The organism is Streptomyces sp. NPDC004788, from assembly GCF_053601115.1.
Genome location: NZ_JBSGBF010000041.1, coordinates 26,937 through 39,163, shown reverse-complemented (window position 1 = coordinate 39,163; position 12,227 = coordinate 26,937). Strand labels below are relative to the sequence as shown.

Genomic DNA, 12,227 nt, shown 5'->3' with positions numbered 1-12,227 from the left:
CGCCGTCACCTCCCCTCCGCCGGTTCGAGCAGCGCCCGCACCTTGATCGTCCCGGTCCGGATCCGGGTCTTCGCCGTGCCCAGCGGCACGCCCTCGGCCTCCGCGATCTCGCGCGCCGTCATCCCGTAGATCCCGGCCATCACCAGCGCCCGCGCCTGCTCCCGGGGCAGCTCCGCCACCGCCCGCCGGACCCGCTCCGCGCTGTCGTCGGCGAGCGCGCGCCGCTCGGGCGTCTCGGTCACGGCGCCGAGCAGCGTCTCCAGGTCCTCCGGGGCCACCGGGCTCGCCCGCCGGGCCCGGACCGCGTCGATCGCCAGGTTGTGCGCGATCGTCGTCAGCCAGGTCCGTACCGAGCCGCGCCGCGGGTCGTACACCTGCGCGTGCCGCCAGGCCCGTTCGAAGGTCTGCTGGGCGACGTCCTCGGCGAGCTGGGGATCGCCGACGACGGCCACGGCCACACCGAAGACCGTGCGCTGGAAACGGCGCACGAAGGCGACCGCGAGTTCGGGATCGCCCGTCGTCAGACCGGTGAGCAGTGCCTCGTCGGGTACCCGCCCGAGGGAAAGGCCCATGCGCCACATGTCAGGGTTACGTTCCGCCGCCCGGAAGGGATTGCGCTCCGTGCCCCCCCCGGCATTCATTGTCCGCCCGCGACGCCCATGGAGCCCCCGGAGCCCCCGGAGCCCCGCGCCGCAATCCCTCACCCCTCCGGCTCCGTATCCCCTTCCGGGGACGATCTGGAGGACCGACTCATGGCAACCGTACGAACCGGCAAGCGCCTGGTGCTCGGCGTGGCCGCCGGCGGACTGACCGCCCTGCTCGCCGCCTGCGGCAGCAGTGACAACGGCAACGGGGGAGGCAGCACGCCCCCGCCGCCCCCGCCGAAGTCCGGCACCTCGGCGACCCAGGTCACGGCGGAGCTGTCCGACTTCCACATCAAGCTGTCGACGGAGAAGTTCACGGCCGGCACCTACACCTTCACCGCGAAGAACACGGGCAAGGTCGAGCACGCCCTGGTGGTCGAGGGCAGCGGCGGCGAGAGCGACGAGCACCGCAGCCCGAACGTCTCGCCCGGCGAGTCCACCACCCTCACGGTGACGCTGAAGTCCGGTACGTACGAGGTCTACTGCCCGGTCGACGGACACAAGGACCTCGGCATGAAGACCGACATCACGGTCGGCGGAGCCCCGGCACCGGCCACGAACAACCCGTCGAACCCGTCGAACGACAACCAGTCCCCGGGCACCGGCTACTGAGCCCGCCGAGCCTGCCATGACCACGAACGGAGCGGCCGCGCGGCTCGTCCTGCGCCTGGCCGGAGCGGGCCTGACGGCGACCATGGCCGCGATCCACCTGCGGCTGTGGGCCGAGGGCTACCAGCACCTCGCCACCATCGGCCCGCTCTTCCTGCTCAACGGCATCGTCGGCATCCTGCTCGCCGTGGCGCTGCTCGTCACGCCGGAGCGCTGGCTCGGGCCGGTCGCCGCCGTCACCGCGCTGTTCACGGCCGGCACGCTCGGCGCGCTGTTCCTGAGCCTCACCACCGGTCTGTTCGGCTTCGAGGAGTCGATCGGCGCGGAGCTGGTCCGCCCGACCCTCTACGTCGAGACGGCGGGCGCCGCGGTCCTGACCACCCTGGCGGTGGCCTCCCTCAGCCACCACCACCTCCACCATCACCCTCGCCCCCACCGGCATCACCACGATCACCCTCACCCCGAGGACGACCGGCGGGAACGCTAGGCCGCGGTGACGGCCTCCTGCTGTGCCCTGCGCGCCAGCGCGTCCTCGTCCGTCGCGGCGTCGTAGGCGAGCAGCCTCGGCAGCGCCAGGCACAGCAGCCCCACCGAGGCCACGCAGGCGACACCGCCCGACCAGATCGCCGCCCGGGTGCCGGTCCAGCCGGCCAGCGTGCCCGCCCGGACCTGGCCCAGCTGCGGGCCCACGCCGTACGAGATGAGCTCGATGCCCGCCAGCCGGCCGCGCAGCTCCTCCGGGATGGTCTGGTTCCAGATGGTGGAGCGTCCCAGTCCGCTCAGCATGTCGCCCGCGCCCGCGACGGCGAGGCACAGCAGCACCGGCCACACGTTCCCGAACCAGCCGGCCGCCGCGATCGCCGCGCCCCACACCGTCGCCCCGGCCACCACCAGGAGCCCGTGCCGCCGCAGCTTCGAGGTCCAGCCGCTGGTCAGGCCGAGGACGAGCGAGCCGACCGAACCGGCCGCGTACATCAGGCCGAGCGACCACTCGGCGTGCAGCTCGTCCGCGAGGAACGGGAAGATCGTGTTCGGGAACGCGAAGAACATCGCGGCCAGGTCGATCGCGTACGTGCCGAGCAGCACCGGCCGCGACCACGCGTACCGCGCGCCCTCCGCGATCCCGCGCAGCGAGGGCCTGTCGGCGTCGTGCGCGGCCGGCGCGGGCGAGAGCCCCCGGCACATCAGCACGGACACCGCGTAGCCGGCCGCGGTCACCCCGTACGCGGCGGCGTGCCCCGCGTACGCCACGACCAGGCCCGCGAGCGCCGGGCCCGCGATGGAGCCGATCTGCCAGCGCAGCCCGTTCAGGGCGGCCGCCGCCGTCTGCTGCTCGTGCGGCACGATCCGGGAGAGCATCGAGTCGAGCGCCGGCCGCTGCAGCCCGGACAGCGCGGACACGCCGGCGGCGACCACGTACAGCGGCCACAGCAGCGGCTGCGGCAGCAGGGCGTTCAGCAGGAGCAGCAGCGCGAGCAGGCCGAGCCCGGCCTCCGTCGCCACGATCACCCTGCGCCGGTCTACGGCGTCGGCGAGCGCCCCGCCGTACAGCCCGAACACCACCAGCGGGACGAGCTCCACCGCGCCCATCGCGCCGACGGCGAGCGGTGAGTCGGTGAGGTCCTTGATCTGCAGCGGCAGCGCGATCATCGCCATGAAGCTCGCGAAGACGGTGACGGTTCCCTGGACCCAGAGCAGCCGGAAGTCGCGGGAGGAGCGCCAGGGGGCGAGATCGGGGAGGAGGCGTTTCACCAGGGTCACGAAGGGCCATGCTCCGGAGCCCGCCCGCGCCCGGGCAACCGAATTACCGTGTCGCCGTCCCGGCGGCGGGGGTGCGGTGAGCCGGGGCAGGCGGGCGGTCACCAGCTCGGCGGCGGGGGTGCGGTGAGCCGGGGCAGGTGGCCGGTCACCACCTCGGCGGCGGGGGCGCCGTCAGCTGGTCCGCGAGCCGGGACAGCCGGTCGCGGAAGCGCAGCCGGCCACGGGGCGCCGGCGGCAGGCAGTTCTCGCCGGCCGCCGCGCTCACCAAGTGCTGCACCGTGTCCAGGTCGACCTCCGCGCCCGCCGCCACCGTCAGCGTCTCGTGCGCCAGCCCGCCCAGCTCCGGGTCGCCGCTGTCCAGGGACAGCACCGTCGCCCCCGCCCGGCGCGCGTCGTGGACCCGTTCGAGCAGCCCCGCCTCCGGCCGCGACGGCGCCACCATCAGCAGCGTCGCCCCGCGCCCCGCCGACTCGATCCGGCCGAGCCCGGCCGCCAGGTGCGGCGGGTCGCCGGGCCGCGCCCGGTGCCGTACGAGGGTGGGCGCGAGCTCCGGGCGGCCGGACCAGGCGGACTCGTCGACCAGGTGCGCGGCCAGGTGCCACGGCTCGTACTCCGCCGTGCCGACCAGGAGCAGCCCACCGCCGTGCGACACGACCGAGGAGCGGAGCGAACCGGCGAAGCGGCGGGCGGCCGCCGGCCACTGCGTACCGGCGAGCACTTCGCGCAGCAGCGCGACACGTACGGCGTCCATGGCCCCGGATGGTGCCCGGGCCCCGCGCGGCCCGCGAGCGGTTCGGCACGGACTCACCCGGACGGGTACCCCCGGCCCGACCGGCCAGTAATGTCGAGGCCATGACTTCCTCCACCACTTCCAGCCCGGCACCCAAGGACCCGTGGGACCTCCCGGACGTCTCCGGGCTCGTCGTCGGCGTCCTCGGCGGCACCGGCGACCAGGGCCGCGGCCTCGCCTACCGGCTGGCCAAGGCCGGCCAGCAGGTGATCATCGGCTCCCGCGCCGCCGACCGCGCCCAGGCCGCGGCGGCCGAGCTCGGCCTCGGCGTCGAGGGCGCCGACAACGCCGAGTGCGCCCGGCGCAGCGACGTCGTGATCGTCGCCGTGCCGTGGGACGGCCACGCCAAGACCCTGGAGTCGCTGCGCGAGGAACTGGCAGGCAAGCTCGTCGTCGACTGTGTGAACCCGCTCGGCTTCGACAAGAAGGGCGCCTACGCGCTCAAGCCGGAGGAGGGCTCGGCCGCCGAGCAGGCCGCCGCGCTGCTCCCCGAGTCGCGGGTCACCGCCGCCTTCCACCATCTGTCGGCGGTGCTCCTGCAGGACGCCTCGATCGCCGAGATCGACACCGACGTGATGGTCCTCGGCGAGGTCCGGGCCGACGTCGAGATCGTCCAGGCGCTGGCCGGCCGCATCCCCGGCATGCGCGGCGTCTTCGCCGGCCGGCTGCGCAACGCCCACCAGGTCGAGTCGCTCGTCGCCAACCTGATCTCGGTGAACCGCCGCTACAAGGCCCACGCGGGCCTGCGCGTCACCGACGTCTGAGCCGACGTACGGGCCGAGGGCCGGGCCGACGTCCGGGCCGACGTCCGGGCCGAGGGCCGAGCCGGTCCCGGGTACCGCAGGGGCATGGGGGACACTGGACGGGCACATCGCCCGTAACCGGACAGGAGCCGACCCCCATGCCCCGCCTCGCCCTCTACGCCCTGGTCGTCTGCGCGCTCGCCGTCGCCGCGGCGGTCGTCTCCTTCGCCCAGGGCAGCTTCCTCGGCATCGTCTGGGTGCTGCTGGCCGGCCTCTCCTCCAACATGGCCTGGTACTACATCAAGCGCGGCCGCACCCAGCACCAGGGCTAGACCTCGCAGAAGTCCGGGGCCGACTCCCAGAAGCGGTAGAGCGTCGAGCCGCAGTAGCGGGACGACTCCGGCACGCCCAGCGTCTGCATCAGGGCATCGATCCCGTCGAAGAACGCGTTGTTGAGCGCCGGGATGAACAGCAGCGCGATCACGACGAAGAAGCCGTAGGGCGCGTACGGCTCGATCTGCCGCTTGATGCTGTACGACAGCCAGGGCTCGACCACGCCGTAGCCGTCCAGGCCCGGCACCGGGAGCAGGTTCAGGAGCGCCGCGGTGATCTGGAGGAACGCCAGGAACGCGAGCGCGTACTGGAAGGCGCGCGGCACCCCGTCGAGGGCGTGCAGCCAGAACGGGGCCGTGCAGACGACGGCGAACAGGACGTTCGACAGCGGGCCCGCGGCCGAGATGAGGCTGTGCTTCCAGCGGCCGTGCACCCGGCTGCGGTCGATGAAGACGGCGCCGCCGGGCAGGCCGATGCCGCCGAGCATCACGAAGAGCACCGGCAGGACGATGCTCAGCACGGCGTGGGTGTAGGCGAGCGGGTTGAGCGTCAGATAGCCGCGGGCGCCCACGGTGATGTCGCCGCCGTGCAGGGCGGTGCGGGCGTGCGCGTACTCGTGCAGACAGAGCGAGACGATCCACGCCGAGGTCACGAAGAGGAAGACCGCGAGCCCCGTGGAGGTGGCGAAGCCGGTCCACACGGCCCAGCCGGTGACGGCCATGACCGCGAGGATCGCCAGGAAGACGGGGCTGATCCGCCGCTCGTCGTGGCGATGGGTGGTCGTGGACATGCCTGCTCCCGGGATGACGGTCCGTGGTGACGGTCTGCGGTGACGGTCTGTTGTGTGCGGGAAACGTACCGGGCGGGGGCGCGGGTTCCTGACGCGGGTCCGGGCGGCGGCTGATCACTCCTCCGGTTCCTCACGGAGAATGGGCCCGTGCGCTACTCCGTCCTCGGCCCGGCGCGGGCCCACACGTCAGAAGGCACCGCCGTCGCTCCCGGCGGCCCGCGGGTGCGCGCGCTGCTCACCGTGCTCGCGCTGCGCGCCGGGCGGGCGGTGCCGGTGGGCGTGCTCGTCGACGAGGTGTGGGGCGCCGAGCCGCCGGCCGACGCCGTCGCCGCGCTCCAGGCCCTGGTGGGCCGGCTGCGCCGGGCCCTCGGCCACGACCGGGTGCTCTCCACGGACGGCGGCTACCGCCTCGCGGCCGAGCCCGACGACGTCGACGCGCACCGGTTCGTACGGCTCGCGGCCGAGGGCGTACGGGAGCTGGACGCGGGCCGGCCGGGGCGCGCGGCCGGGCTCCTCGACGAGGCGCTCGCGCTGTGGAAGGGCCCGGCCCTCGCCGACCTGCCCGACCGGGAGGCCGAGGCCGCCCGCTGGGAGGCCCGCCGGCTCGACGCCCGCCGGAGCAGGCTCGCGGCCGCGCTCGCGCTGGGCGAGGCCGCCGCGGTGCTGCCCGAACTGGACGCGCTGTGCGCCGCCCACCCGCTGGACGAGCCGCTGCAGGCCCTGCGGATCCGGGCGCTGCGCGACACGGGGCGGCCGTCCGAGGCGCTGGCCGCGTACGAGGCGGTACGACGGGGGCTCGCCGAGCGGCTCGGCGCCGACCCGGCACCCGAACTGCAGGCCCTGCACGCCGGGTTGCTGGCCGCGCCGGCGGCGGCGACCGCGCCGCCCGCCCGTCGCGGCAGCGGGCCCGCGGCCGGCAATCTGCGCGCCCGCCTCACCAGCTTCGTCGGCCGCGAGGACGACATCTCCGCCCTCCAGGACGGCCTGCGCACCACGCGCCTGGTCACCCTCCTCGGCCCCGGCGGCGCCGGCAAGACCCGCCTCTCGCAGGAGGCGGCCGAACGCGTCGCCGAAGGCGTCGCCGGGCGCGAGTCGTGGCCCGACGGCGTCTGGCTCGTCGAACTGGCCCCCGTCACCGACCCGGAGGCCGTCACCGAGGCCGTCCTCACCGCCCTCGGCGCCCGCGAGACCGTCCTGCGCGGCGCCGGCGCCGACGAACTCCGCTTCGGCGAGGACCAGGACCGCACCGGCCGCCTCGTCGAGCACTGCGCGGACCGCCGTCTGCTGCTCCTCCTCGACAACTGCGAGCACGTCGTGGGCGCCGCCGCCGAGTTGGCCGAGGTCCTCCTCGCCCGCTGCCCCGGCGTCACCGTCCTCGCGACCAGCCGCGAACCCCTCGGCGTCCCCGGCGAGGTCCTGCACCCCGTCGGCCCGCTGCCCGAGGAGACGGCGATCCGGCTCTTCGCCGAACGGGGCGCCGCCGTCCGCCCCGGCTTCCTGGTCGCCGACGACCCGGACGCGGCCGCGGAGATCGTCCGCCGCCTCGACGGTCTGCCCCTCGCCATCGAACTCGCCGCCGCCCGCTTGCGGATGCTCACCCCGCGCCAGATCGCCGACCGCCTCGACGACCGCTTCCGCCTCCTCACCTCGGGCGCGCGGACCGTGCTCCCGCGCCAGCAGACCCTCCGCGCGGTCGTCGACTGGTCCTGGGACCTCCTCGACGAGCCCGAACGAGCCGTCCTGCGCCGCCTCGCCGTCTTCACGGGCGGCTGCGACCTGGAGGCGGCGGAGGCGGTGTGCGGCGAGCCGCCGTCCACGCCGAGCGCGCAGGGTCCGCGAGGGCCCGCTCCCGGTGACGTGCTCGACCTGCTCGGTTCGCTCGTCGACAAGTCGCTCGTCGTCGCCACCCAGGCCGCCTCCGACGGTGCCGACGGCGCCGGCATGCGCTACCGGCTGCTGGAGACCGTCGCCGAGTACGCCGCCGAGCGGCTCGACGAGGCGGGGGACCGGGCGGCCGCCGAGCGGCGGCATCTCACGCACTACCGGGAGCTGGCGCGGCTGACCGATCCCGAGCTGCGCGGTGGGCGGCAGGTGGCGGCCGTGAACCGGTTCGCGGTGGAGTACGGGAACCTGCGGACCGCGCTGCGGACCGCCGTACGGCTGCGGGACGAGCACGAGGGGCTCGTCCTCGTGCACTCGCTGCTCTGGTACTGGAACATGCGCGACCTGCGGGGCGACGCGCTGCAGTGGGCCGAGGCGGTGTCGGCGCTCGGGCCCGACCCGTTCGGGCCGCCGCCGGCTCCCGTCGTGCCGCTGTACGAGTCGATCACGGCCGCGCCGCCGCCGCTGAGCGAGGAGCAGCTGTGGGAGGCCAGGCGCGGGGTGCGGATGATCGAGCTGCTCAACATGGACCACGACACCGGGCGGTGGACGAGTCCGGAGGGCGTCGAGCGGCTGCGGCAGATCACCGGGGTGTACGGGCCGGGGCTGCCGCAGACCTGCCGGCTGCCCGGCTCCTTCACCGTCTTCGCCGTCCTTCTCATCGGCGAACCCGGCCGGATGGGCGAGGCCCTGGAGGCCCACGTGGCGGCCTGCCGCCGCTACGGCTACGACTGGGAGCTCGGCAACGCCCTCCAGCTGCGCGCCAACATGCTGGCCAACCGCGCCGACCTGGCCGGGCAGGCCGCCGCGGACGCCGAGGAGAGCCTGGAGATCTTCGTCCGCCTCGACGACGCCTGGGGCGCGGCCGAGGCGCTGTCCTCGCGGGCCGAGGCACGGGAGCGGCGGCTGGAGTTCGAGGGCGCCGCGGAGGACTTCGAGGCCGCCATCGGCTACGCGCAGCGGATCGGCGCCCAGTCGCAGATGGCGCTGCTGCGCGCCCGGTACGCCGACATGCTCATCGAGACCGGCCGGAGCGAGGAGGCGGAGCGCATCCTGCGGGAGGTCGTGGAGGGCGAGCACGGGCGCGGCCACGAGCCGATGCTCGCGGCCCGGATCTTCCTGGCGCTGCTGCTCGGCCGCACCGGCCGTACGGCCGAGGCCCGCGTCCATCTGCTGCGGCTGCTCGACGAGTTCCGCTCCGAGACGTACTCCATCTTCGAGGGCTTCACCCTCGGCAGCCTGGGCTGGGTCGACAACCTCGACGGGCGGTACGCCTCGGCCTTCGAGCTGTCCCGGCGCGCGTACCACCGCTCCCTCGGGGCGCTGTCGATGATGGTCGCCCCGCAGATGCCGCCGATCCACCTGGTCACCGCCGCCTGGGCGCTCGCCGGCCCCGGCGAGCCGAAGCGGGCCCGGACCGCGGCCGTGCTGCTCGGCGCGTACGAGGGGCTGCTGCCGCCCGGTCATCTGTCCCCGCCGATGGAGCGGGAGAACGTGGCGCGGGCGACCGAGCTGACCCGGACGGCGCTCGGCGACGACGCCGTCTTCGAGGCCGCGTACGCCGAGGGCGGCGGCCTCTCCCTTGAGGAGGCCGCCGCCCTGCTCGAACGCGCCGACGCGATCTGAGGCGCGCCGAGTCATTCCCCCCGCGTCGGCGGATCAGGTCTTCTTGCGGAACTTGGCGACCGCGAGCGGCGCCGTGATCACGGTGATGGCCACCGCCCAGCCGAGCGTCATCCACACCGAGTGGGCGACCGGGCCGCCGTTGATCAGGCCGCGGGCGGCGTCGGCGAGGTTGGACAGCGGGTTGTAGTCGGTGAAGGACTGCAGCCAGCCCGGCATCGTCGTCGGCGGCGCGAAGATCGAGGAGCCGAACTGCAGCGGCATCAGGACGAGCATGGCCACTCCCTGGACGGCCTGGGCCGTCTTCATGGTGAGTCCCAGCAGAATGAAGATCCACATCAGGGAGGCGCCGAAGACCATCGACAGGCCGACGGCCGCGAAGAGGTCGAGGACCGAGGTCTTGATCTCCAGGCCGAGCAGGAAGCCCATGGCCAGCAGGATCGCGGTGGCGACCAGCATGCGGCCGACCTCGACGACGATCTTCGCGATGAGGACCGAGGAGCGGGCGATCGGCATGGTCCGGAACCGGTCCATGACGCCCTTCTTGAAGTCGTCGTTGATGCCGGTGCCGACGGCCATCGCGATGTTCATGCCCATCATGGCCATCAGGCCGGGCACGACGTAGTTCACGTACGCGTCGTTGTTGCCCTTGCCGGCGATCGCACCGCCGAAGACGTACACGAACAGCAGGATGAAGATGACCGGCATCAGGACCGCGTCGAACATCGACTCCGGGTCCTGCTTGATCTGCAGCGCGTTGCGCCGGACGAGGGCCCCGATGTGGCGGAGGTTGGCCCGCAGACCGATCCGGCCCTCGGCGGTGGCGGCCCGCTTCACGGGGGCCGGCGCGGGGGCGGACGTACGGGTGGCCGTGGTCGTGCTCATGCGGCGACCTCCTCGTGGATCGTGTCGGAAGCAGTCGTCTTCTGCCCGGTGATGGCGAGGAACACCTCGTCCAGGCTGGGCAGATGGGTGCCGATGTGGGCGATGCCGAAGCCGCGGGCGCCGAACAGGCCCACGACGGCGGTCAGCTGGCTGTCGCTGAGGATCGGCACGTACAGCACGCCCTCGTCGGGTACGACGGTCGCGCCGGCGACGCCGTCGAGGCCCGACTCGCGCAGCGCCGCGGCCATCGCGGTCAGGTCGGCCGGGTCGGTCGGGCGGACCTGGAGGGTGCGGCCGCCGACCTTCGCCTTCAGCTCGTCGACCCCGCCCCGGGCGATGACCCGGCCGCGGTCGATGACGGTCAGCTCGCTCGCGAGCTGCTCCGCCTCCTCCATGTACTGGGTGGTGAGGAGCACGGTCGCGCCCTCGGCGACCATCCGCTGGACCTCGTCCCACACCTCGTTGCGGGTGCGCGGGTCGAGACCGGTGGTGGGCTCGTCCAGGTAGAGCACGGCGGGCCGGCCGATCATGGACGCGGCCAGGTCGAGCCGGCGCCGCATGCCGCCGGAGTAGTTCATGGCCGGGCGCTTGGCGGCCTCGGTGAGCGAGAAGCGTTCGAGCAGCTCGTCGGCGCGGGCGCGGGCGTCCTTGCGGGAGAGGTCGAGCAGCCGCCCGATCATGTAGAGGTTCTCCCAGCCGGACAGCTTCTCGTCGACCGAGGCGTACTGGCCGGTGAGGCCGATGGTGCGGCGCAGCTGGCGGGGCTGGCGCACCACGTCGTAGCCGGCCACGGTGGCGGTCCCGGCGTCCGGGACGATCAGGGTGGAGAGACAGCGGACGAGGGTGGTCTTGCCGGCGCCGTTGGGGCCGAGGACCCCGAGCACCGTGCCCTCGCGGACATCCAGGTCGACCCCGTCGAGGGCCTTGGTCTCGCCGAAGTGCTTCACGAGGCCCCGTACCTCGACGGCGTTGGTGTGTGATCGCGTCATGTCCACCATGGAACAGGCGGCCACCGACAGCGCACCGACAGCCGACCGACAGGGCCGCCTACAGCCACCGACAGCCGCCGACGGTCACCGACAGAGGTGCCCGCGTACGCCGACAGCCCGCCGACGGGGGACGGTCGGCGGGCTGTCGTGTGGTGCCGGATGTGGCCAGTGGGATGTGGCTACACGTGACTAGTGGAACGTGTGCTCCTCGGCGGGGAACGCCCCGCCGCTGACGTCCTCCGCGAAGGCCCGGGCGGCGTCGCCGAGGGTCTCGCGCAGGTTGGCGTACTGCTTGGTGAAGCGCGGCACCTTGCCGCCCGTCAGGCCGGCCATGTCGGTCCAGACGAGGACCTGGGCGTCCGTGCCGGCGCCGGCGCCGATGCCGATGGTGGGGATGTGCAGGGAGCGGGTCACCTCGGCGGCGAGTTCGGCCGGGACCAGTTCCAGGACGACGGCGAAGGCGCCGGCGTCCTGGGCCGCCTTGGCGTCGCGCAGCAGCTGGTGCGCGGCCTCGTCGCTGCGGCCCTGCACCCGGTAGCCCATGGTGTTGACGGACTGCGGGGTCAGGCCGAGGTGGGACATGACCGGGATGCCGGCCTGGACGAGCAGTTCGGTCTGCGGCAGCGAGCGCTCGCCGCCCTCCAGCTTGATCGCGCCGACGCCGGCGTCCTTGACCAGCCGGGTGGCGTTGCGCAGGGCCTGGACGGGCCCTTCCTGGTACGAGCCGAAGGGCAGGTCGCCGACGACGAGGGCGCGCCTGGTGCCCCGTACGACGGCGGCGGAGAGCAGCGTCATCTCGTCCATCGTGACGGGCACGGTGGTGTCGTAGCCGAGGTGACAGTTGCCCATGGAGTCGCCGACGAGGATCACCGGGATGCCGGCCTCGTCGAAGACGGAGGCGGTCATCGCGTCGTAGGCGGTGAGCATGGGCCACTTCTCGCCGCGGACCTTGGCGGCGGCGATGTCGTGGACGGTGATGCGGCGGGTGCCCTTCCCCCCGTACAGCGCCTTGCTGCTGTCGGCGGGCGGTTTCTGGGCAGCCTGAAGCGTCATGGTGAACGGCTCCTCTGTGTCATCTCGAGGCGCCCTGTGGCGTCCCCGGACCACATCCATGGTGGCACTTCGCCGGGCCGACGGGGAAGTCGGGCGCGGGCGCGGGGCGAAGTGGCGCTGTTCACA

The 12,227-nt window shown here is 73.9% G+C and carries 12 protein-coding genes; 5 read left to right on the top strand and 7 right to left on the bottom strand.

Annotated features, from left to right (window positions below; genetic code table 11):
* Nucleotides 1–5 precede the first annotated feature (5 nt).
* Nucleotides 6–581, bottom strand: a complete 576-nt coding sequence (locus ACWEJX_RS19745; protein WP_451608713.1) for an RNA polymerase sigma factor — start codon at nucleotides 579–581, stop codon at nucleotides 6–8.
* Between the two features lie 171 nt (nucleotides 582–752).
* Here ACWEJX_RS19745 and ACWEJX_RS19740 point away from each other — a divergent pair, with 171 nt between their 5' ends.
* Together ACWEJX_RS19740 and ACWEJX_RS19735 are read left to right on the top strand one after the other, a co-directional pair.
* Entirely contained in the window at nucleotides 753–1,256 is a 504-nt protein-coding gene (locus tag ACWEJX_RS19740; RefSeq protein ID WP_451608712.1) for a plastocyanin/azurin family copper-binding protein, read from the top strand.
* 16 nt (nucleotides 1,257–1,272) lie between these two features.
* Nucleotides 1,273–1,740, top strand: a complete 468-nt coding sequence (locus ACWEJX_RS19735; protein ID WP_451608711.1) for a hypothetical protein — start codon at nucleotides 1,273–1,275, stop codon at nucleotides 1,738–1,740.
* Here ACWEJX_RS19735 and ACWEJX_RS19730 read toward each other — a convergent pair.
* Nucleotides 1,737–3,008, bottom strand: a complete 1,272-nt coding sequence (locus ACWEJX_RS19730; protein WP_451608735.1) for an MFS transporter — start codon at nucleotides 3,006–3,008, stop codon at nucleotides 1,737–1,739. The two genes, ACWEJX_RS19735 and ACWEJX_RS19730, sit on opposite strands and share 4 nt — an antisense overlap.
* 151 nt (nucleotides 3,009–3,159) lie before the next feature.
* Nucleotides 3,160–3,765, bottom strand: a complete 606-nt coding sequence (locus ACWEJX_RS19725; RefSeq protein WP_451608710.1) for a hypothetical protein — start codon at nucleotides 3,763–3,765, stop codon at nucleotides 3,160–3,162.
* A gap of 101 nt (nucleotides 3,766–3,866) precedes the next feature.
* Here ACWEJX_RS19725 and npdG point away from each other — a divergent pair, with 101 nt between their 5' ends.
* A complete protein-coding gene (gene npdG, locus ACWEJX_RS19720) occupies nucleotides 3,867–4,568 on the top strand; it encodes an NADPH-dependent F420 reductase (protein ID WP_403793482.1) in 702 nt (233 codons plus the stop codon).
* Between the two features lie 137 nt (nucleotides 4,569–4,705).
* Nucleotides 4,706–4,879 (top strand): hypothetical protein, encoded by a 174-nt coding sequence (locus ACWEJX_RS19715; protein ID WP_451608709.1) that lies wholly within the window; start codon nucleotides 4,706–4,708, stop codon nucleotides 4,877–4,879.
* On the opposite strand, the gene ACWEJX_RS19710 is transcribed toward ACWEJX_RS19715, so the two are convergent.
* Nucleotides 4,876–5,670 (bottom strand): site-2 protease family protein, encoded by a 795-nt coding sequence (locus tag ACWEJX_RS19710; RefSeq protein ID WP_451608708.1) that lies wholly within the window; start codon nucleotides 5,668–5,670, stop codon nucleotides 4,876–4,878. The two genes, ACWEJX_RS19715 and ACWEJX_RS19710, sit on opposite strands and share 4 nt — an antisense overlap.
* A gap of 147 nt (nucleotides 5,671–5,817) precedes the next feature.
* Between ACWEJX_RS19710 and ACWEJX_RS19705 the strand changes: the two genes are divergently transcribed.
* Nucleotides 5,818–9,177 (top strand): BTAD domain-containing putative transcriptional regulator, encoded by a 3,360-nt coding sequence (locus ACWEJX_RS19705; RefSeq protein ID WP_451608707.1) that lies wholly within the window; start codon nucleotides 5,818–5,820, stop codon nucleotides 9,175–9,177.
* Nucleotides 9,178–9,210: 33 nt separating this feature from the next.
* Here the strand turns inward: ACWEJX_RS19705 and ACWEJX_RS19700 are convergent, their stop codons facing one another.
* The 3 genes from ACWEJX_RS19700 to panB form a co-directional block, all read right to left on the bottom strand.
* Nucleotides 9,211–10,059, bottom strand: a complete 849-nt coding sequence (locus tag ACWEJX_RS19700) for an ABC transporter permease (RefSeq protein ID WP_451608706.1) — start codon at nucleotides 10,057–10,059, stop codon at nucleotides 9,211–9,213.
* On the bottom strand, nucleotides 10,056–11,057 hold the full coding sequence (locus ACWEJX_RS19695; protein ID WP_451608705.1) for an ATP-binding cassette domain-containing protein: 1,002 nt from the start codon (nucleotides 11,055–11,057) through the stop codon (nucleotides 10,056–10,058). The genes ACWEJX_RS19700 and ACWEJX_RS19695 overlap by 4 nt, the downstream gene beginning before the upstream one ends.
* Before the next feature lie 180 nt (nucleotides 11,058–11,237).
* Nucleotides 11,238–12,101, bottom strand: a complete 864-nt coding sequence (gene panB / locus ACWEJX_RS19690; protein ID WP_451608704.1) for a 3-methyl-2-oxobutanoate hydroxymethyltransferase — start codon at nucleotides 12,099–12,101, stop codon at nucleotides 11,238–11,240.
* Between the last annotated feature and the right edge of the window lie 126 nt (nucleotides 12,102–12,227).

Excerpts from the sequence above, each read along its gene's own strand:
- panB (WP_451608704.1), bottom strand. The coding sequence starts at position 12,101 with ATGACGCTTCAGGCTGCCCAGAAACCGCCCGCCGACAGCAGCAAGGCG.
- ACWEJX_RS19735 (WP_451608711.1), top strand. The coding sequence starts at position 1,273 with ATGACCACGAACGGAGCGGCCGCGCGGCTCGTCCTGCGCCTGGCCGGA.
- ACWEJX_RS19725 (WP_451608710.1), bottom strand. The coding sequence starts at position 3,765 with ATGGACGCCGTACGTGTCGCGCTGCTGCGCGAAGTGCTCGCCGGTACG.
- ACWEJX_RS19745 (WP_451608713.1), bottom strand. The coding sequence starts at position 581 with ATGTGGCGCATGGGCCTTTCCCTCGGGCGGGTACCCGACGAGGCACTG.
- ACWEJX_RS19700 (WP_451608706.1), bottom strand. The coding sequence starts at position 10,059 with ATGAGCACGACCACGGCCACCCGTACGTCCGCCCCCGCGCCGGCCCCC.
- npdG (WP_403793482.1), top strand. The coding sequence starts at position 3,867 with ATGACTTCCTCCACCACTTCCAGCCCGGCACCCAAGGACCCGTGGGAC.
- ACWEJX_RS19740 (WP_451608712.1), top strand. The coding sequence starts at position 753 with ATGGCAACCGTACGAACCGGCAAGCGCCTGGTGCTCGGCGTGGCCGCC.
- ACWEJX_RS19715 (WP_451608709.1), top strand. The coding sequence starts at position 4,706 with ATGCCCCGCCTCGCCCTCTACGCCCTGGTCGTCTGCGCGCTCGCCGTC.
- ACWEJX_RS19710 (WP_451608708.1), bottom strand. The coding sequence starts at position 5,670 with ATGTCCACGACCACCCATCGCCACGACGAGCGGCGGATCAGCCCCGTC.
- ACWEJX_RS19695 (WP_451608705.1), bottom strand. The coding sequence starts at position 11,057 with ATGGTGGACATGACGCGATCACACACCAACGCCGTCGAGGTACGGGGC.